Genomic DNA, 18,952 nt, shown 5'->3' on the forward strand with positions numbered 1-18,952 from the left:
GCATTTTTCAACAATACACTCAAAAATGAAGACCTATTCACCAGAATGCCAGTAAACAGGTCCTCCTATATTTGCTTATTTTAATGGTTCTTTTGCCGGTAATCCTGCTTTTCTAGGATATTTTCCCGGTGTCTGCTTTGTTTTTTTTATTTCAACAAGTGCACGCCCCATGTCTGTTCCAGGTAATTGGAACTTATCCACATTCTTTACTTTTCCACCTAACAATGAAATCGCATGTTTTGCCTGATGGATTTCTTCTTCAGAATCTCCACTTTTATAAGAAACAAAACTGCCATTTACAGCTACAAATGGAAGGCAATACTCACTCAATGTTGACAGATTCGCAACAGCTCTTGAAACGCAGAGATCAAACTGCTCTCTGTATTCCTTTTTCTTTGCAAAATCTTCTGCTCTTCCATGAATTGTACTGATATTTTCCAATCCTAATTCTTCAATTACTGCATCTAAGAACTTAATGCGTTTATTCAGTGAATCAAGAAGTACAACCTTCAGATGCGGAAATGCAATCTTCAGAGGAATCCCCGGGAAACCAGCTCCTGTTCCGATATCAATCACGCTCTGCACCTTCTGCATCTCCTGTGTCCTTGCGATTGTCAGACTATCTGTAAAGTGCTTCAGATTCACCTCATCATACTCCGTGATCCCAGTCAGATTCATCACTTTATTCCACTCAACTAGCATTTCATAATACTTGTCGAACTGCTGCTTCTGCCGCTCATTTAATGTGATTCCGATTTTTTCTAATTCTAGATCAAATTTACTCTGTGTGTTCTCTCCCACTATATTCTCCAATCATTACTTCCCACGGAACAGTTTCAACAATTCGATAATACCATTCCATAGAATATTATTATAGCATTTTTAAATTCTCATGTATCGCTTTAACTAACACTTTTATTTACTGCTCAAATATACAAGAAGCACGGACACATCTGCCGGTGAAACTCCTGAGATTCTGGATGCCTGGCCGATTGACGACGGGCGGATCTGATTCAGTTTCTGCTTTGCCTCAAGACGAAGGCTCTGAATCTCATCATAATTAATATTTTCTGGAATCCTCTTGTTCTCAAGCTTCTTAAACTGCTCTACCTGACGCATCTGACGCTTGATATAACCATCATATTTGATATTAATATCAACCTGTTCTTTCACATCATATGGCAGTTCTTCTCTGTGCTTATCGATCGGTGCGATCTTCTCATAAGACAACTCCGGTCTGCGGATCAGCTCTGCAAGTGTTGTTCCTGATGTCAGCGGTGTGCTTTCATAAGATTCAAGCAATGCCTGTACAGCTTCTGTAGTACCTACATTTGTGTGCTCCACACGCTCGATCTCTTTCTCGATCATCTCTTCCTTTTTCAGCAGTTTCTGATATCTCTCCTCATCGATCAGGCCCACCTCGTAACCAATCTTTGTAAGACGCATATCTGCATTATCCTGACGAAGAAGCAGTCTGTACTCTGCGCGCGAAGTCATCATACGATACGGTTCATGACTCTCTTTTGTGACAAGATCATCAATCAGAACTCCGATATACCCTTGAGATCTGTCGATCACGATACCTTCTTTTCCCTGCAGCTTTCTCGCTGCATTGATTCCTGCGATCAGTCCCTGGGAAGCAGCCTCTTCATAACCTGAACTTCCGTTAAACTGTCCACCACTGAACAGACCTTCAATCTCTTTGAATTCCAATGTACTCTTCAACTGTCTCGCATCAATGCAGTCGTACTCGATCGCATACGCATTTCGCACGATCTTCGCATGTTCCAGTCCCGGCACACTTCTGTACATTGCATACTGAACATCTTCCGGAAGTGAACTGGACATTCCACCGACATACATTTCATTCGTCTCAAGTCCTTCCGGCTCGATAAACACCTGATGGCGATTCTTGTCCGGGAATTTCACAACCTTATCCTCGATCGACGGACAATATCTCGGTCCCGTACCTTCAATTGCTCCTGAATAAAGCGGTGAACGATCCAGATTGCCACGGATGATCTCATGTGTTGTCTCATTCGTATAAGTCAGCCAGCAGGACGCCTGATCGATCTGAACACTCTCAGGATCTGTAGTAAACGAGAACGGTACAACCCTCTCATCTCCTTTCTGCTCCTGCATCTTGCTGAAATCAATCGTATTCTTATCAATACGCGCCGGTGTACCTGTTTTGAAGCGATACATCTTAATTCCGAGTGCTTTCAGACTATCTGTCAGGTAGTTGGCACTCTGAAGCCCGTTAGGGCCCGTATGTGTGCTTATTTCGCCGTAAATACAGCGTGCCTTTAAATATGTACCCGTACAGAGTACAACGGCCTTACAGCGGTAAATAGCGCCTGAGTACGTCTGTACTCCTGTGATCTTCCCATCCTCTGCCAGGATCTCTGTCACTTCCATCTGACGGATATCCAGATTCTCCTGGTTCTGAAGCACCTGACGCATTGTTTTACTATAATTTGCCTTATCCGCCTGTGCACGCAGTGAATGCACGGCAGGACCTTTTGAACTGTTAAGCATCTTAGACTGGATAAATGTCTGGTCAATGACTTTTCCCATCTCTCCGCCAAGTGCATCCAGCTCTCTGACCAAATGTCCCTTTGAGCTTCCTCCGATATTCGGATTGCATGGCATCAGTGCGATACTGTCCACACTGACCGTAAAGATCACTGTCTTAAATCCAAGTCTTGCAGTCGCAAGTGCAGCCTCACAGCCCGCATGTCCTGCGCCTACAACGACAACATCATATTCATCTTTATTTTCCCATACAGAACTTGCTGAATATTTCATTTACTAAATCTTCTCCTATTGATTCTCCGGTAATATTTCCAAGTGATTCATAGGCATCCATCAGATCGATCGAATAGAAATCCTCCGGCATGCCGGCGTCAATGCTGAAAATGACTTTCTTCATACTCTCTCTCGCATTGACCAATGCATTTTTCTGTCTTGCATTTGTAATATAAACCTCTTCATTGAATGAGAGATCTCCCTTTAAGAACATTGCTTTCACGGTGTTCTCAAGTTCCTTGATTCCCTGCTCTTCCTTCGCAGAAATCGCAATCACAGGAATCTGCTTCTGAACACCCTTTTGTGAAATCCTTTCGCGGATCATCTCTTCTGTCACTACGGTATCCAGATCCGACTTATTAAGCAGAATCACTGTTCTTTTATCATAAATCAAATCAAAGATTTTTTCATCATTTTCGTCAAGATTTCTTGATGCATCTACAACATAAATAATAAGATCTGCCTCTTTTGCGTATTCTTTCGCCTTATCGACACCCATTTTTTCCACAATATCGTCTGTCTGACGGATTCCTGCAGTGTCTATAATATTCAAAGTCAGTCCCTGCAGACGGATCTGCTCCTCTAAGACATCTCTTGTCGTTCCTTCAATATCTGTAACAATCGCACGATCATGACCCGCCAGAATATTCAGAAGGGATGACTTTCCTGCATTCGGTTTTCCAAGAATTACTGTCTGGATCCCCTCTTTCATGATCCTTCCATCATCCGAGGAATCAATCAGTTCTTTCAGCTGATCGATCACCTCTTCTGCTGCCTCCTTTAGCACCTCACCATATCCATCGACACTGATATGCTCCGGATCATCCAGCGCAGTCTCAATAAACGCTGTATGATAAATAATCTTCTCACGGATCTCTTTGATCCTGTTCTTCACACTTCCCTTGAGCTGGCTGATCGAACTCTGCAATGCATACTCATTTTCTGATGTGATCACATCGATGACCGCCTCTGCCTGTGACAGATCCATCTTGCCGTTTAAGAATGCCCTCTTGGTAAATTCTCCCGGCTCTGCCGGTCTTGCTCCCGCCTTTAAGACCGTCTCCAAAACTCTGCTTACAACATAAGTTCCACCGTGGCAATTGATCTCAACTGTGTCTTCTCCTGTAAATGTACGAGGTCCGCGCATCACCATCACAAGTACTTCGTCAACTGTCTCATCTCCATCCATTACATGTCCATAATGAATCGTATGCGTTGGCACTTCTGTAATCGTTTCTTTCCCTTTATATACACGATCTGCTATCTCCAGCGCCTCACTTCCGCTGATTCTTACAATTCCGATTCCCGAATTAGTCATACCTGTAGAAATCGCTGCAATCGTATCCTGATTCATGCCTTATTTCCTTTCTGTTTTCCTGCTCTGTACTCTGATTTCCTGCTTCCTATATTCTGATGATGTTGGGGGCAAACTCCCCCAACTATGATACCTACGGATTGTTTCGTGCAATGCACTCCCACAATCCTGGTATCATCATATTTTACCATAGAAAAAAGGACGTTCCACACCTCACGAAAGTATCCGTGAAGCGTAAACGTCCTTTCGCTTCCGATTCATAAACAGTATTATTTCTTCAAAGTAATAACAACTTTTCTGAACGGCTCTTCTCCCTCACTGTGTGTCATCACATAAGGATCTGACTGCAGTGCTGAGTGGATGATTCTTCTCTCATAAGGATTCATCGGCTCAAGTGCCACCGGTCTTCTGTTTCTCTTTACCTTATGTGCAATGTTCTTTGCAAGGTGTCTCAGAGTCTCTTCTCTTCTTGCACGATAGTTCTCTGTGTCAAGCTTTACTCTTACATAACCTTCCTGATGCTTGTTCGCTACACGGTTCGCAAGATACTGCAGAGAATCCAGAGTCTGTCCTCTCTTACCAATCAGAATTCCCATATGCTCTCCACTCATATCTACGCAAAGTGCACCATCCTGATCGATCTCAGTCTTAAGCTCAACTTCCATGTCCATGGCTTTCATTGTATTCTTGAGGAAATCTTCTACTGCTTCGATTGTCTGAGGCTGAACTTCTACAAGTTTTGTCTCTTTCTTAACTTCCTCTTTTACTTCTTTTTCTACAGCTTTTTCAAAAGCAGCCTTCTGAGGTTCATCCGCTTTCTTTTCTGCAGCTGCTTTCTGAGGCTGAACTGTTTCAACCTTCTTTGGCTCTGCTTTCACAGGTTCTTCTACTACAGGCTCTTCTACCTTCTCCTCTTTCGGTTCCGGTTTTCTTCTTGCTTCAATAACTGCCTGCTTCATTCCGATTCCCAGGAATCCTGCGCTTCCCTTCTCGATTACTTCGTACTCCAGTCTGTCGCTTGTTACACCAAGCTGGATTAATGCTTCTGTGATCGCATCATCAACTGTTTTCGCCGATACTCTGATACTACCGTTCATCCCGATTCCTCCATCTTCAAATCCTGACCCGTCTCCTGCTTTTTAAGAGAACGGTTAGGAGTTACGAATCTTCCTTTATTTTTTCTTGCCCTTTTTTTCTTTAGAACTGCTCTCATCTTCTGCCTTCGGCTGGTTTGTCTGCTGTCCGCTGTTATAACGGCTTACCAGATTTGCCTTAGAAGCAAGGCTTCCCGGCTTGGAATTCTGAGCCTTCTGCTTTGCTTTCTGGATCTTTTCTTCTTTCTCTGCTTCAGAAATTCCAGATTTTCCCTTTGTAACAGTACCCACATTACGAGTACTTGTTGTTGCCATCTTATTGATCTCTTTTGCAGAAGTTCCGTGTTTCTCACGTTTCTTCTGTGCTTTCTTCTGGTTCTCTTTGATCATCTCATCAAGAGACTTTGTGCTGAGATATTTGTTGATTGCAAGCTGCTGAATACATCTTACTGCTGCACTTGCTGCCCAGTAGAGACCAAGACCTGCCGGAAGTGTGAATCCCATAAATACTGAGATCAGCGGCATTGTGTATGTCATTGTCTTCATAGAGCTTGCCATCGGGTTATCTTTGTCATCTCCTGCCGGCTGTGGCTGAAGCTTAACACTGATAAACTGTGTCAGACCTGCAAGTACCGGAATAAGTACTGCAAGGATGATTCCTACAACAGATCCGTTGTGTAATGCAGTTGTCAACTGTGTCAGCGGCTGCTCTCCAATATTAATTCCAAGGAAACTGTTCAGGTGAGTAACCTTATCCATTGTCTGCTGTGCAAGATCCGTGATACTCGGCATCTTTTCCATCAGCGTATTCCATGTAGAATCCTGGAATTTATAAAGTACATTTACAATTGTATCTGCCTGGGAATAATCATAAGCCTTTGGGTTCATAAGAACCGGGCTTGCTTCACCGATCGTCTCCATGATCTTCTGGAAGCCATTTGTATTCATGATTGCTTCTGTCACAGGCATATAAACATCTTTAACACCTTTTACATACGTCGGAATATCACGGATAACCGGATACAGCGCGAACAGAATCGGCATCTGGATCAACATCGGGAGGCATCCACCTGTCATGGAAGTTCCATACTTCTCATAAACAAGATTGATCTCTTCCTGCTGCTTCATCATTGAAGCCTGATCTTTCTTTCCTTCGTATTTTTTCTGAATTTTCTTGATCTCCGGCTGCATAACAGCTGACATCTTAGAAAACTTCTGCTGCTTGATTGTAAGCGGAATCATCAATGTATAAATAATGATTGTGAAAATAATGATACAAACACCAATATTCTCAATACCAATCTTGCTAAGTACATTGAAGATACCATTCATTACCTGACCTAAAAGCCAGGCAATCTGTTTGATAATCGGCCAGTCTCCATAACCTGAAGCCAAAAGTCCGTATACTTCCATTACTTATCCTCCTTAAGGTACCGGATCATATCCACCTTTTGAAAATGGATTACAGCGCAGGATTCTCCATACCGCCAGAGCCCCTCCCTTGAGTGCTCCGTACTTCTCGATTGCTTCCAACCCATACTGTGAGCAGGTTGGATAATACTTACAAGTGCATCCGCCCTTCATTCCGGACAGATATTTCCTGTAAAAACGAATCATCCATAACAAGACATACTTCATCTGCGCCACTTCCTTATCATTGTCTTATCAGACATATATGTGATGAAGCTTTCCGAGATGGATCAGTGCACTTTCCACATCATGATAATTCTTATCCTTTGCACTTGTTCTCGCGATTACTACTATATCATACCCACATCGGAAATGTTCTTCTGATAATCTATAACTTTCTCTGATCAATCGGGTAAGATGATGTCTTACCACACTGTTTCCAACCTTCTTACTAACTGATATTCCCAGTCGGTTCTTATTCAGTTCGTTCGGGATTATATACATTACAAGACATTTATTAGCGAAAGATTTTCCATTCCTGTAGACTGACTGAAAATCTTTATTCTTTTTTAAAGACTCAGAAAATTTCATCAATATCCTCTTCATTCCAGATAACAAAAATCCTGTTATCATTTAATATTAAATAGAAGAAAAGGCCACATATATGCGGCCTATGCTGATAACTGTTTTCTTCCTTTTGCTCTTCTTGCTGCCAGAACTTTTCTTCCGCCTGGTGTGCTCATTCTTGCTCTGAATCCGTGAACTTTAGATCTTGATCTCTTCTTCGGCTGAAATGTCATCTTCATATTCTTACACCTCCCTTATGCCTGATATACCTTATAATAAAAGTATTCACAAAATTAACTTCGTTACTGCGCCTCAATATTAAAAGACACTGCTCTTAATTATAGAGGGAAAACCGCATAAAGTCAAGCTTTATCAACAATCTTTCCCTTAATTTCTGGCCTTTTTTCATTTTAAAGAGTTTTTCACATTTTCTGTGAATAATTTCACAGTTCCTCGAACCCCTTATATATCAAGGAGTATAACTATTTTTTCACATAATTATACAACAGTTATACAGAAGTTATCCACAAAGTTATCAACATATGTGGATAACTTCTGTATAACCTGTGGAAAACCACTAAATATCGTGTTGATAAAATTTTTTTTATTCATAAAAAACCATATTTATCAACGTTTTAAGATGTTGATAAAGTTATACACACTGTTTTTTCATTGATTCTACAGCTTTTTTGATGTAAAATGTAATGGAGAGACTCTACCATTTTTAGAGTTATCCACATTATTTTAGTACGAAGTTAATAAAAAGTGGCTGTTTTTCACTTTTTTTAACAAACAGTTGCTGAAAACATTGTATTTGGGTAGGGGAAAGTCTGCCCTAAAAGCCATAATCAGGAGTTGAATGTGGATAAGTCCTGAATTATTTGCGCTGGATTTTCAACCTTTCCATTATAATTTTAAAAAATTAGGAGTTACTATCGATGAACATTGTAGAACAAAACTGGGATCAGGTACTAAACAAGATGAAGCTGGAATATTGCTCATCCAATATTTCTTATACTACATGGATTGCACCACTTACTGTTTATGAAGTCAAAGACAATACCGTATATATTCTCGTCAAACTGAAGGCGAGTCTTGAACATATTCAAGATAAATATCTGCTTCCTTTTAAGGTCTGCATCGCCGAAGTAACCGGTACAGAATATGAAGTGGAATTTGTAACCGACAGCCCGAAAGTGATTAAGGAAAAGAAAGAGTCTTCCGTCCAGAAGACCCGTGTAAATGCGATTTATGAAAAGGCAAACTTAAATCCAAAGTATACTTTCGACACATTTGTCGTTGGAAGCAACAACAATTTCGCCCACGCTGCTTCCCTCGCAGTTGCCGAATCTCCGGGAGAGATCTACAACCCTCTCTTCTTATATGGTGGTGTTGGACTTGGAAAGACCCATTTGATGCACTCCGTGGCACATTACATTTTGGAACATGATCCCTCCAAAAAAGTACTGTATGTCACAAGTGAAACTTTTACGAATGAACTGATCGATGCTCTTAAAGTAGGTAAGAACGGAAATGAACTGGCAATGACCACATTCCGCGAGAAATATCGTAATAATGACGTTCTTCTGATCGATGATATTCAGTTTATTATAGGAAAAGAAAGTACACAGGAAGAATTTTTCCATACATTTAACCACCTTCATGTGTCAGGAAAACAGATTATCATCTCCAGTGATAAGCCTCCGAAGGACATTGAGACACTGGAAGCCAGACTTCGCACACGTTTTGAGTGGGGTCTGATTGCTGACATCTCCTCTCCTGACTATGAGACAAGAATGGCGATTCTTCGTAAGAAAGAAGAACTCGACGGACTTGAGAAATATCATATTCCAGATGAAGTTATGCAGTACATTGCCAATAATATTAAATCCAATATCCGTGAGCTTGAAGGATCTTTGAATAAACTGATCGCTCTTTCTAATCTGGAGAATAAACCGATCGACATTCCTTTGGCTGCTGAGGCCTTGAAGGATATGATCTCACCGGATGATACCCGTGCAGTTTCACCAGAACTGATCATGGATGTGGTTTCTGAACACTTTAATGTACCGGTAGCTGAACTAAAAGGTAAAAAACGAAACGCTGAGATTGTTCTTCCACGCCAGATTGTCATGTATCTGTGCAGAAATATGACCGATACACCACTAAAATCCATTGGTGCCCTGCTCGGTGGTAAAGATCATGCTTCCATTAGCCATGGTGTACGCAAAATTGAGAATGATCTGAAGACAGATGAAGCTTTAAACAACACTGTGAATATAATTAAGAAGAAAATCAATCCTGTATAAGGAAGATAACTCTATAAAATGTGAATAACTTGTCAGTTTTTCGCGTTAATTGTGGATAACTTTGTAGAAAACCTGTAGATTTCTATGTGAATAACGTTGGGATAACAAAAATGTGGATTTTTTGCCGAATTTTTTTCCCCACAGTTTCAACACGTTATTTTTCTGTAATCTACATAGTTATCCAAACCCGCAACCCCTTGATTTTAAAGGGCTGCAGCTACTTATCCACTTATCCACACCCCCTAAGGCGGAGAAGGCGGAATCGATTTATATAAATATACATAAATTACGCGAGAAAAAAACGTTATCCACATATCAACCGTAACCTTGAAACCTGAAAGGAGTAATCATCAACATGAGAATCATATGCAAAAAATCGAATCTCGTAAAAGGAGTCAGTATTGTTTCCAAGGCAGTACCCTCTAAAACAACAATGCCTATTCTTGAATGTATTCTGATTGATGCAACAACGGATGTAATCAAACTGACTGCCAATGATATGGAACTTGGAATTGAAACTACAATTGATGGAATTATTGATTCCAGAGGTATTATTGCTTTAAATGCAAAGATTTTTTCAGAAATTGTCCGTAAACTTCCAGACAATGATGTTGTTATTGAAACAGAATCTGACAATCAGGCAATTATTACTTGTGAAAAAGCGAAATTTAATATCGCAGCCCAGTCAGGAGACGATTTTTCTTATCTTCCGGCGATTGAGCGTGAAGATTTTATTACTATTTCCGAGTTTACTTTGAAAGAAGTTGTTCGCCAGACTATTTTTTCAATTGCTGACAATGATACGAACAAGATGATGACAGGAGAACTTTTTGAGATTGACAATGATGTTCTCAGAGTGGTTTCTCTTGATGGTCACAGAATTTCAATCCGGAAAATCGAACTGAAAGATGCTTATCAGCCGAGAAAAGTAATTGTTCCTGGAAAAACTCTTCAGGAAATCAGCAAGATTATTGGCGGTGAAGCGGATGCTGAAGTTGAGATTTCGTTTACAAAAAATCATATTGTCTTTGAATTTGACAGAACATTGGTTGTTTCCAGACTGATTGAGGGTGAATATTTCCGAATTGATCAGATGCTGTCCAGTGATTATGAGACAAGAGTACATGTGAATAAAAAAGAACTGTTAGATTGTATTGATCGTGCAACTCTGCTTATCAAGGAGGGAGACAAAAAGCCGATTATCATTGACATCAAGAATGAATCAATGGAGTTGAAGATCAAATCACAGATTGGATCTATGGATGAACTGATTTTCTGTACAAAAGACGGAAAAGATCTGATGATTGGATTTAATCCAAAGTTTTTGATCGATGCACTTCGTGTGATTGAAGATGAAGAAGTAGACTTGTATTTTATGAATGCAAAAGCACCTTGCTTTATCAAAGATGAGAATCAGTCTTACATTTATCTGATTCTTCCAGTCAATTTTAATGCAGCTGTCTAAACTCAGAAAATAATAGATTATGCGGAGCAGACGCCCTGCTCTGCAATTTTTTGACTTTTCAAAATCTAGAAAATTAAAAGTTTAAAAATGTTTAAAAGGTTTAAATAAAAAATAAAGATCAAAAATACTGATAAAAATTAATTAAGGAGTAATAAAAAATGGAAATAATCAAACTGCGCCCTCAGGATGAATTTATTAAACTCGGTCAGGCGCTCAAGGCAGCCGGGTTAGTTGAAAGTGGTGTTGAGGCTAAGGACGTAATTCAGAACGGGCTTGTTCTTGTAAACGGAGAAATTGATACGAGACGCGGAAGAAAGCTTTATCCGGGCGATACAGCTTCTTTTGACGGAAATGAAATAAAAATTGAAAAATAATTAAAAAACGTGTAGAATAACATGTGAGAGGTTTTCTCGCTCGTGTTATAACGTGATGGCGGGGAAATTATGATAATCAAGTCTTTAAAGCTGAAAAATTACAGAAATTATGATTTATTAGATTTGACCTTTGATCCGAAAACAAATATTTTGTACGGTGACAATGCTCAAGGAAAGACAAACATACTGGAAGCATTGTATTTGTCTGGAACGACGAAATCTCACAGAGGAACGAAGGATCGGGATATGATACAGTTTGGGTATGATGAATCCCATCTGGAGACAGTAGTTGAGAAAAAGGGAATCATTTTCCAGATCGATATGCACCTGAAGAAAAACAGTCCGAAGGGAATTGCAATCGATAAGGTACCGATTCGCCGTGCAAGTGAGTTATTCGGTATTGTCCATTTTGTTTTCTTTTCTCCAGAGGATCTTAATATTATCAAAGAGGGTCCGGCAGGAAGAAGAAGATTTATTGATCTTGAGCTTTCCCAGCTTGATAAGATCTATCTGAACAATCTTTCGAACTATAACCGTATTATTAACCAGCGTAATTCACTTTTGAAGGATATCTATGGCTCGAACCAGCAGCATTTGCTGGAGACACTGGATATCTGGGATATGCAGCTGGCTGCTTATGGAACAAAGGTTTTGGACAGAAGAAAAGAATTTGTACGACAGGTGAATGAGATTATTTCAGAGATTCATTTCCGTCTGACAGGCGGGAAAGAACGGCTGTCATTGACTTATGAATCAAGTATTGGTGAGATGTCGATGGAGCAGGCTCTGAAGAAAAACAGGGAGAGGGATCTGCGGATGAAAAGTACGTCTGTAGGTCCTCATAGAGATGATCTGTGTTTCCTGTCAGGAGATTTGGATATTAGAAAATTTGGTTCTCAGGGACAGCAAAGAACAGCTGCGCTGTCCCTGAAATTAGCTGAGATTGAACTGGTGAAGCGGATCATTGGGGATACGCCGATCCTGTTATTAGACGATGTTTTGTCTGAATTAGATAAAAACAGGCAAAACTATTTACTGGATAGTATTCATGATATACAGACGGTGATTACTTGTACGGGACTGGATGAGTTTGTAAATCATAGATTTTCTATCAACAAGATATTCCATGTGAAAAGTGGACATGTAGCAAAAGAAAACTAGGAGGTTTAAGAATGGGTGCATCAGGTACAGAATTTGACGCTGAATACGGAGCGGACCAGATTCAGATTTTGGAAGGATTGGAAGCCGTAAGAAAAAGACCGGGTATGTACATTGGCAGCACTTCCGTCAGAGGACTTCATCACCTGGTTTATGAGATTGTAGATAATGCGGTGGATGAGGCTCTGGCCGGATACTGTGATAAAATTCAGGTAGACATTAACAAAGACAATTCGATAACGGTCACAGACAATGGGCGTGGAATTCCTGTAGGAATCAACCATAAGGCAGGGCTTCCTGCAGTTGAGGTTGTATTTACAATCCTGCATGCCGGTGGTAAATTCGGCGGTGGAGGGTACAAGGTATCCGGAGGATTGCACGGAGTAGGTGCATCTGTTGTTAATGCTCTTTCTGAGTGGCTGGAAGTAGAGATTGCCAACGAAGGAAAGATTTATAAACAGCGCTATGAGCGTGGTAAAGTATGTTATAAACTCAGAGTTGACAGAGAATGTGAGCCGGAGATGAGAGGAACAAAGGTTACTTTCCTTCCGGACAAGGAAATCTTTGAGGAAACAGTATTTGATTATAATACACTGAAACAGCGTTTCCGTGAGATGGCATTCCTGACAAAGGGATTGAAGATTCACTTAAGAGATCTTCGTGAGGAAGAGATCCATGAGCATATATTCCACTATGAAGGTGGTATTAAAGAATTTGTAACATATCTGAACAAGAGTAAAACTGCGCTCTATGAGCAGATTATTTACTGTGAAGGTATGAAAGATAATGTTGCAGTTGAGGTTGCTATGCAGCATAATGACTCCTACAATGAGACTACTTACGGTTTTGTAAACAATATTACAACGCCGGAGGGTGGTACTCATATTGCGGGATTCAGAAGTGCATTGACCAAGGTATTCAACGATTATGGCAAGAAAAATAAGCTGCTGAAAGAGAATGAGCAGCTTTCAGGAGAGGATATCCGTGAGGGACTGACTGCGATTGTTAGTGTCAAGATTGAGGATCCTCAGTTTGAAGGACAGACAAAGCAGAAACTTGGAAACAGTGAAGCACGTGGAGCTGTTGATAATATCGTCAGAACACAGCTGGAGATCTTCCTGGAGCAGAATCCAAGTGTTGCAAAGATGATCATCGAAAAGTCTGTTATGGCACAGCGTGCCCGTGAAGCAGCCAGAAAAGCAAGAGATCTTACAAGAAGAAAGTCAGCTCTTGAGGGAATGTCCCTTCCGGGAAAACTGGCAGACTGTTCAGATAAAGATCCGTCCAAGTGTGAGATCTATATCGTCGAGGGAGATTCCGCCGGCGGTTCTGCAAAGACAGCCAGAGACCGTGCAACTCAGGCAATCCTGCCACTTCGTGGTAAGATTCTGAACGTAGAGAAAGCACGTCTTGATAAGATTTACGGAAATGCTGAGATTAAGGCAATGATCACAGCATTCGGAACGGGAATCCACGAAGATTTTGATATCAGTAAGCTGAGATATCACAAGATTATTATTATGACCGATGCCGATGTCGATGGAGCGCACATCAGTACACTTCTTTTGACATTCCTGTATCGTTTCATGCCGGATCTGATCAAAGAGGGATATGTATATCTTGCGCAGCCGCCGCTGTATAAGCTGGAGAAGAACAAGAAGGTATGGTACGCATACAGCGATGACGAACTGAACCAGATTCTTACAGAAGTTGGTCGTGACAGCAACAATAAGATCCAGCGTTACAAAGGTCTTGGAGAGATGGATGCAGAGCAGCTTTGGGAGACAACTATGGATCCGGAGCACAGAATCCTTCTGCGTGTAACGATGGATGATGAGACCTCTTCCGAGCTCGATCTTACTTTCACAACCCTTATGGGAGACAAAGTAGAACCAAGAAGAGAATTCATCGAAGAAAACGCAAAGTATGTACAAAACTTGGATATATAGTAGTTATAGCGACACAACAGGTAGATTCAGTCAAGCATGTTTCAAGTTTACTTGAAAGCATGATTGGATGAATCTATCTGGGTTGGCATTAGAAATGCCAACCCAGCGAAAAAATCGTCAGATTTTTGAGCTGGTGTGGAGCGTAAGAACGCGAAACCCAGTTAGATTTTGAGCTGGTGTGGAGCGTAAGAACGCGAAACCCAGTCAGATTTTTGAGCTGGTGTAGAGCGTAAAAACGCGAAACCCAGCCAGGTTTTGAATATGATAGACTGACCCTAGAAAAAAGGAGACAAGTGATGGAAGACAATATTTTTGACAAAGTCCATGAAGTCGATCTGAAAAAGACGATGGAGACTTCATACATCGACTATGCCATGAGCGTAATCGCTGCCCGTGCTCTTCCGGATGTTAGAGACGGACTTAAGCCGGTACAGAGACGAATTCTGTACTCAATGATAGAATTAAATAATGGACCGGACAAACCGCATCGTAAATGTGCGCGTATTGTCGGTGATACGATGGGAAAATACCATCCTCATGGAGACAGCTCGATTTATGGAGCTCTCGTTAATCTTGCACAGGAGTGGTCTACCCGTTATCCTCTTGTAGATGGACACGGAAACTTTGGTTCAGTGGACGGTGATGGCGCTGCTGCAATGCGTTATACAGAGGCACGTCTGAGTAGGATCTCCATGGAGATGACAGCGGACATTAACAAAAATACCGTAGATTTTATCCCGAACTTTGATGAAACAGAGAAGGAGCCTACTGTACTTCCGTCCAGATTTCCGAATCTTCTGGTAAATGGAACATCAGGTATTGCAGTAGGTATGGCAACGAATATCCCGCCGCATAATCTGCGTGAGGTTATTTCAGCAGTTGTTCAGATCATAGATGATCAGATTGCAGATAAAGAAGAGACGACAATCGAGGAAATTCTTGAAATCGTGAAGGGACCAGATTTCCCTACAGGTGCGGAGATCCTTGGAACAAGAGGAATTGAAGAGGCATACAGAACAGGACGCGGTAAGATCAGAGTGCGTGCGGTGACAAACATTGAGCCAATGCAGAACGGAAAGAACAGAATTATTGTTACTGAGCTTCCGTATATGGTAAATAAAGCACGTCTGATCGAAAAGATCGCTGAACTTGTAAGAGATAAAAAGATTGATGGAATCACTGATTTAAGTGACCAGTCTAACCGTGAAGGTATGAGAATCTGTATTGAGCTTCGTCGTGATGTGAATCCGAATGTAATTCTGAATCAGTTATATAAACATACACAGCTTCAGGATACATTTGGTGTGATCATGCTGGCGCTCGTTGATAATCAGCCGAAGGTTATGAATCTTCTTGAGATGTTGCAGTACTACCTGCGTCATCAGGAAGATGTTGTGACAAGAAGAACACAGTATGACCTGAATAAAGCACAGGAGAGAGCTCATATTCTGAAAGGATTACTGACCGCTCTGGATAACATTGACGAAGTCATCCGCATCATCCGTGGTTCTAAGAATGTTCAGGAAGCAAAAGCAGAATTGATCAAACGCTTTGGACTCAGTGATGCCCAGGCCCAGGCAATCGTAGACATGCGTCTGCGTGCACTCACAGGTTTGGAACGTGAGAAGATTGAAGCTGAATATGCAGAGCTTATGAAGAAGATTGAAGAGTATAAAGCAATTCTTGCTGATAAAAAACTTCTTCTTGGTGTGATCAAAAAAGAGATTCTTGTAATTGCTGAGAAATACGGTGATGACAGAAGAACTAAGATTGGATTTGATGAATTTGACATCTCCATGGAAGATCTGATTCCGCGCGAGAATGTCGTAATTACAATGACAAAACTTGGATATATCAAGAGAATGTCTATGGACACATTCAAGAGCCAGAATCGTGGTGGTAAAGGTATTAAGGGAATGCAGACTCTGGAGGATGATTACATCCGAGAACTGTTTATTACAACCAGTCACCATTACATTATGTTCTTTACAAACACAGGCCGTGTCTACAGACTGAAAGCTTACGAGATTCCGGAGGCAGGAAGAACTGCGCGTGGAACAGCAATCATTAACTTACTCCAGCTGATGCCGGAAGAGAAGATTACTGCGATCATTCCGCTTCGTGAGTATGAGGAAGGTAAGTATTTGTTCATGGCAACGGAGAAAGGTCTTGTGAAGAAGACTCCGATTCAGGACTATGCAAATGTCAGAAAGACAGGACTTGCGGCAATCGTACTGCGTGAGGATGATAAGCTGATCGAAGTTAAGATCACAGATAATACAGAGGATATTTTCCTCGTTACAAAATACGGTATGTGTATCCGTTTCAATGAGACAGATGTACGTTCTACAGGCCGTGTTTCTATGGGCGTACGCGGTATGAACCTGACAGATAATGACGTTGTGATCGGTATGCAGATCGAAAGCCAGGGCAAAGATATGCTGATCGTATCTGAGCGTGGTATGGGTAAACGTACAGACATGGATGAATTTACTCGTCAGAACCGTGGCGGTAAAGGTGTGAAATGTTATAAGATCACAGAGAAGACAGGAAATGTTGTCGGAATGAAAGCTGTAGATGAAGACAGTGAGATCATGATCATCAACACAGAGGGAATTATTATCCGTATGAAGTGTTCTGATATCTCTGTTTACGGCAGAATCACATCAGGTGTAAAACTGATCAACCTGAAGGAAAATGACACTGTAGCAAGCGTTGCGAAGGTGAGAAAGGCTTCTGCCGAGATCGACGGTGAAGAAGTTGAGATTTCTGATGAAGATGAGTCTGAAAAATCAGAGGGAGGATCAGTTTCTGAGACAACTGAGCAGGAAACAACAGAGGAATAAAGTTGTTATGTTTTACAGAAGATTGTAAGCTGTCCTGAAAAATAAAAAGATAAGAGAAAGTGGATGGAGTTTACTTGATTACAGTGAACTTTATCCGCTTTCTTTTTTGAGTATAAAGAATTGAAAATGGAATCAAAAGGAATAAAAAAGAGACGGAAAAAATAAAATAAATCAAGAAAAACAGATTGGAAGAGTGAAATGAAAAAGAAAACAGGATACTTTTTTCTCAAGTTTTTTATACGTGCAACCATAGGAATGGCGTTGATTTTTATAATAAACAAATATGTTCTTCCAGCAGATTCTTCAATTAATGTCGGTTTGAATCCGATGACCTTTTTGACATCCGGAACCCTTGGAATTCCTGGGGTTTGTCTTCTTTATAGCATTACATGGTATCAATTTTTGTAAGTTTTTTACAAAAACATTATATTTTTAATTTTGGTATGGACAAAACAGAAGTGCCCGTATATAATCTCACTTACCAACAGAAAATCATCTGTTGCAGCATCAGTGAATTGGGGAATTACTGATGTATCTTTTGCATCGAAGCGTTGGACCTTCGGTACAATTTCTTTATTCAGGCTGTATGATCGCAGCAAAGTTTCGAATTATGACAATTGAGCAAAGAGCAGTAAGAGGAACTGCTGAGAATTTTGTGATTTGTGATACACAAAAGAGTTATTCAGAAAATTTGTTCAGAAGATTATCTGAGAAATTATCCGGTTATTTTCAGTTTCATGTATTTCATGATATTGAGAATCTGAAAATAGCAGCCAAGAGTATGCAGGTAAATATTCTGCTGATCGGAGAAGAGTATGGAAAAGAAGATCGGGATGAGATTCCGGCAAGACAGAAGTATCTTCTGATCGGCGAGAAGATTCCGAACGAAAGAAGTCCCACAGAGATTCCATTCTTCCGGTATCAAAGTGTCAGCAGTATGCTGGAACTTTTACTTCAGGAAAAAGATCAGGAAAATTCAGAAGTACAGACGCATCAAATCCAACTTGTCTCAGACAGATCGCAGACAGTGAAAGCAAATGTAAATGGTCTGATCGGGATCTATTCACCGGTTCATCGAATCGGGAAGACAAGGTTTGCCATGCGTATGGGACGAGTTCTTTCAGAATCGATTCCTACGTTGTATCTGAATCTGGAAGGGTATTCAGGATTAAATTATTACCTGCCGGAAGAATCCGGAATGAATCTTGGAGATCTGCTGTATTACATGAAGCAGGAAAGTATCAATCCGGTATGGAAGATCAGTACTTTGATCAGCCATATGAATGGGTTGGATTATATCGCACCGATCCGGGCAGAACAAGATTTCAGAGAAGTGACAAAAGAAGAATGGAATCAACTTTTGGATCTGATTCTGGAGAAGAGTATTTACAAAGTGATCATTCTTGATCTTGGAGATACGGTAGACGGTCTGTATGATCTGTTAGGAAGATGCAGCAAAGTTTATACGCCTTACATTGAGGAAGGTGCAGCAAAAGCAAAACTCAATCAGTATGAAGAGAATCTTAGATCAGCAGGATATGGCGAGATTCTTAAGAAGACGGTAAGACGTAGAATGGGAAAGCCAAGAAATCCTGTTGCTTTAGAAGCATCTGCAAGTAAAATTACGGAATTTCCGGACAGAGAAAGGAAGTCGTAA

At 40.8% G+C, this 18,952-nt stretch carries 16 protein-coding genes; 8 read left to right on the top strand and 8 right to left on the bottom strand.

Features of this window, described 5'->3' with window-relative positions; translation table 11 throughout:
• Nucleotides 1–75 precede the first annotated feature (75 nt).
• From rsmG to rpmH, 8 genes are all read right to left on the bottom strand, one after another.
• Nucleotides 76–813 carry a 16S rRNA (guanine(527)-N(7))-methyltransferase RsmG gene (rsmG, locus tag ACZ47Z_RS00175; protein WP_264292654.1) on the bottom strand — a complete coding sequence of 246 codons (738 nt, stop codon included), beginning with the start codon at nucleotides 811–813 and terminating at the stop codon, nucleotides 76–78.
• 102 nt (nucleotides 814–915) lie between these two features.
• The gene (gene mnmG / locus ACZ47Z_RS00180; protein WP_015527677.1) at nucleotides 916–2,808 is read right to left on the bottom strand and encodes a tRNA uridine-5-carboxymethylaminomethyl(34) synthesis enzyme MnmG; all 1,893 of its coding nucleotides are present in this window, start codon (nucleotides 2,806–2,808) and stop codon (nucleotides 916–918) included.
• A complete protein-coding gene (mnmE, locus tag ACZ47Z_RS00185; protein WP_015527676.1) occupies nucleotides 2,774–4,162 on the bottom strand; it encodes a tRNA uridine-5-carboxymethylaminomethyl(34) synthesis GTPase MnmE in 1,389 nt (462 codons plus the stop codon). Before mnmE ends, mnmG begins: the two co-directional genes overlap by 35 nt.
• 230 nt (nucleotides 4,163–4,392) lie before the next feature.
• Entirely contained in the window at nucleotides 4,393–5,220 is an 828-nt protein-coding gene (gene jag, locus ACZ47Z_RS00190; protein ID WP_020436915.1) for an RNA-binding cell elongation regulator Jag/EloR, read from the bottom strand.
• A 75-nt stretch (nucleotides 5,221–5,295) separates the two neighbouring features.
• The gene (locus ACZ47Z_RS00195) at nucleotides 5,296–6,630 is read right to left on the bottom strand and encodes a YidC/Oxa1 family membrane protein insertase (RefSeq protein ID WP_020436914.1); all 1,335 of its coding nucleotides are present in this window, start codon (nucleotides 6,628–6,630) and stop codon (nucleotides 5,296–5,298) included.
• A gap of 12 nt (nucleotides 6,631–6,642) precedes the next feature.
• Nucleotides 6,643–6,855, bottom strand: coding sequence for a membrane protein insertion efficiency factor YidD (yidD, locus tag ACZ47Z_RS00200; RefSeq protein WP_015527673.1), 213 nt, complete (start codon nucleotides 6,853–6,855; stop codon nucleotides 6,643–6,645).
• 27 nt (nucleotides 6,856–6,882) lie between these two features.
• A complete protein-coding gene (gene rnpA / locus ACZ47Z_RS00205; protein ID WP_015527672.1) occupies nucleotides 6,883–7,218 on the bottom strand; it encodes a ribonuclease P protein component in 336 nt (111 codons plus the stop codon).
• A gap of 80 nt (nucleotides 7,219–7,298) precedes the next feature.
• Nucleotides 7,299–7,433, bottom strand: a complete 135-nt coding sequence (gene rpmH / locus ACZ47Z_RS00210; RefSeq protein WP_004847680.1) for a 50S ribosomal protein L34 — start codon at nucleotides 7,431–7,433, stop codon at nucleotides 7,299–7,301.
• Between the two features lie 699 nt (nucleotides 7,434–8,132).
• Between rpmH and dnaA the strand changes: the two genes are divergently transcribed.
• From dnaA to ACZ47Z_RS00250, 8 genes are all read left to right on the top strand, one after another.
• The gene (gene dnaA / locus ACZ47Z_RS00215; RefSeq protein WP_020436913.1) at nucleotides 8,133–9,503 is read left to right on the top strand and encodes a chromosomal replication initiator protein DnaA; all 1,371 of its coding nucleotides are present in this window, start codon (nucleotides 8,133–8,135) and stop codon (nucleotides 9,501–9,503) included.
• A gap of 355 nt (nucleotides 9,504–9,858) precedes the next feature.
• Complete coding sequence (dnaN, locus tag ACZ47Z_RS00220; protein WP_015527670.1) at nucleotides 9,859–10,968, top strand: DNA polymerase III subunit beta; 1,110 nt, start codon at nucleotides 9,859–9,861, stop codon at nucleotides 10,966–10,968.
• Nucleotides 10,969–11,126: 158 nt separating this feature from the next.
• Nucleotides 11,127–11,342 (top strand): RNA-binding S4 domain-containing protein, encoded by a 216-nt coding sequence (locus ACZ47Z_RS00225; RefSeq protein WP_015527669.1) that lies wholly within the window; start codon nucleotides 11,127–11,129, stop codon nucleotides 11,340–11,342.
• Nucleotides 11,343–11,411: 69 nt separating this feature from the next.
• Nucleotides 11,412–12,503 (top strand): DNA replication/repair protein RecF, encoded by a 1,092-nt coding sequence (gene recF, locus ACZ47Z_RS00230; protein WP_015527668.1) that lies wholly within the window; start codon nucleotides 11,412–11,414, stop codon nucleotides 12,501–12,503.
• 11 nt (nucleotides 12,504–12,514) lie between these two features.
• Nucleotides 12,515–14,449, top strand: coding sequence for a DNA topoisomerase (ATP-hydrolyzing) subunit B (gene gyrB / locus ACZ47Z_RS00235; RefSeq protein WP_054753594.1), 1,935 nt, complete (start codon nucleotides 12,515–12,517; stop codon nucleotides 14,447–14,449).
• Nucleotides 14,450–14,745: 296 nt separating this feature from the next.
• On the top strand, nucleotides 14,746–17,295 hold the full coding sequence (gene gyrA / locus ACZ47Z_RS00240; RefSeq protein WP_054753596.1) for a DNA gyrase subunit A: 2,550 nt from the start codon (nucleotides 14,746–14,748) through the stop codon (nucleotides 17,293–17,295).
• Nucleotides 17,296–17,493: 198 nt separating this feature from the next.
• The gene (locus ACZ47Z_RS00245) at nucleotides 17,494–17,703 is read left to right on the top strand and encodes a pro-sigmaK processing inhibitor BofA family protein (protein ID WP_015527665.1); all 210 of its coding nucleotides are present in this window, start codon (nucleotides 17,494–17,496) and stop codon (nucleotides 17,701–17,703) included.
• A 121-nt stretch (nucleotides 17,704–17,824) separates the two neighbouring features.
• Nucleotides 17,825–18,952, top strand: a complete 1,128-nt coding sequence (locus ACZ47Z_RS00250; RefSeq protein WP_054753600.1) for a P-loop NTPase family protein — start codon at nucleotides 17,825–17,827, stop codon at nucleotides 18,950–18,952.

Source organism: Mediterraneibacter faecis, assembly GCF_055383675.1.

Excerpts from the sequence above, each read along its gene's own strand:
- mnmG (WP_015527677.1), bottom strand. The coding sequence starts at position 2,808 with ATGAAATATTCAGCAAGTTCTGTATGGGAAAATAAAGATGAATATGAT.
- mnmE (WP_015527676.1), bottom strand. The coding sequence starts at position 4,162 with ATGAATCAGGATACGATTGCAGCGATTTCTACAGGTATGACTAATTCG.
- jag (WP_020436915.1), bottom strand. The coding sequence starts at position 5,220 with ATGAACGGTAGTATCAGAGTATCGGCGAAAACAGTTGATGATGCGATC.
- ACZ47Z_RS00195 (WP_020436914.1), bottom strand. The coding sequence starts at position 6,630 with ATGGAAGTATACGGACTTTTGGCTTCAGGTTATGGAGACTGGCCGATT.
- yidD (WP_015527673.1), bottom strand. The coding sequence starts at position 6,855 with ATGAAGTATGTCTTGTTATGGATGATTCGTTTTTACAGGAAATATCTG.
- rnpA (WP_015527672.1), bottom strand. The coding sequence starts at position 7,218 with ATGAAATTTTCTGAGTCTTTAAAAAAGAATAAAGATTTTCAGTCAGTC.
- rpmH (WP_004847680.1), bottom strand. The coding sequence starts at position 7,433 with ATGAAGATGACATTTCAGCCGAAGAAGAGATCAAGATCTAAAGTTCAC.
- dnaA (WP_020436913.1), top strand. The coding sequence starts at position 8,133 with ATGAACATTGTAGAACAAAACTGGGATCAGGTACTAAACAAGATGAAG.
- dnaN (WP_015527670.1), top strand. The coding sequence starts at position 9,859 with ATGAGAATCATATGCAAAAAATCGAATCTCGTAAAAGGAGTCAGTATT.
- ACZ47Z_RS00225 (WP_015527669.1), top strand. The coding sequence starts at position 11,127 with ATGGAAATAATCAAACTGCGCCCTCAGGATGAATTTATTAAACTCGGT.
- recF (WP_015527668.1), top strand. The coding sequence starts at position 11,412 with ATGATAATCAAGTCTTTAAAGCTGAAAAATTACAGAAATTATGATTTA.
- gyrB (WP_054753594.1), top strand. The coding sequence starts at position 12,515 with ATGGGTGCATCAGGTACAGAATTTGACGCTGAATACGGAGCGGACCAG.
- gyrA (WP_054753596.1), top strand. The coding sequence starts at position 14,746 with ATGGAAGACAATATTTTTGACAAAGTCCATGAAGTCGATCTGAAAAAG.
- ACZ47Z_RS00245 (WP_015527665.1), top strand. The coding sequence starts at position 17,494 with ATGAAAAAGAAAACAGGATACTTTTTTCTCAAGTTTTTTATACGTGCA.
- ACZ47Z_RS00250 (WP_054753600.1), top strand. The coding sequence starts at position 17,825 with ATGTATCTTTTGCATCGAAGCGTTGGACCTTCGGTACAATTTCTTTAT.